2 protein-coding genes are annotated in these 784 nt (G+C 46.7%); both read right to left on the bottom strand.

The genetic code is table 11. The features are described 5' to 3' along the window. Positions 1 to 208: DUF2787 family protein (locus tag MD535_RS25730; protein ID WP_265678125.1), on the bottom strand; the 208-nt coding region annotated here is incomplete at its 3' end. 18 nt (positions 209 to 226) lie between these two features. After that, a partial coding sequence (locus MD535_RS25725) for a hypothetical protein (RefSeq protein ID WP_265678124.1) occupies positions 227 to 784 on the bottom strand: 558 nt, incomplete at its 5' end.

Below are 784 nucleotides of genomic sequence, written 5' to 3'. Positions count from 1 at the left end.
TATGACCGTCTTGCGCGAGTGCAATGTCAATTGGGTGATAACCGCCCTGCTCAGCACAATAGTGCTTATCGCTAAAATGGAGGATGTGATGCCCCTCAATAAGCTCTGGGTGTTTTCTCAGAGTGCTATTGAGTATCCCCAGAAGAGCCTGAGAGATAGGCAGTGCTGCCTTGTTAAATGAATATATCAGTGGTGATTGGCTAAGCATCTTTGGTTTCCTTTTCTCTTATTTCTCATAGACAGCCAGCACACCGAGCATCGGTGTCTGTTTGAGTTGTTGGTTATCGAGATAGAACAAGCTCAAGCCTTGAGTACTTAGGCGTAGCTTAGTTGGGGTAGTGTTAAGGCACTGGCCTATGAGGGTGAAACGCAGCGTCTGTTTCTTGATGAGTGCTTGCTTGATGGTCGCAAGGTGTGGGAAGTAACTCATGTGCTCTGTAGGTAAGTCCACCTCAATGCACCTTAGCCACTGCCGATACGTGTCACTCTCTTGGGTATCCATCTCACTCTGTTCAAACAGGGATTGATATTGCTGTTTGGTGCGTTCAGGTAGTAAGCAAGCAAAGTAGCGAGCGGTGAGCGTTAAAATTAGACTGTCGTATTGCGCAGTGACCCACGGCAATGGCGTAGTGCGTTTAAAACTGTCTTTGCCCTCTTGTTGCGTTTTTTCTGCATAACCTAAATCCACGAGGATGTTCAACCATCGTCGAATCGTATCAGGGGATTTCCCTATTCCTAATGCCAGTGAGACATCACACAAGCTCTCTAAGGATTTAGAGTAACG

It is taken from the genome of Vibrio qingdaonensis (assembly GCF_026191675.1).
Taxonomy (GTDB): domain Bacteria; phylum Pseudomonadota; class Gammaproteobacteria; order Enterobacterales; family Vibrionaceae; genus Vibrio; species Vibrio qingdaonensis.
This window is presented reverse-complemented; position numbering and strand designations above follow the sequence as displayed.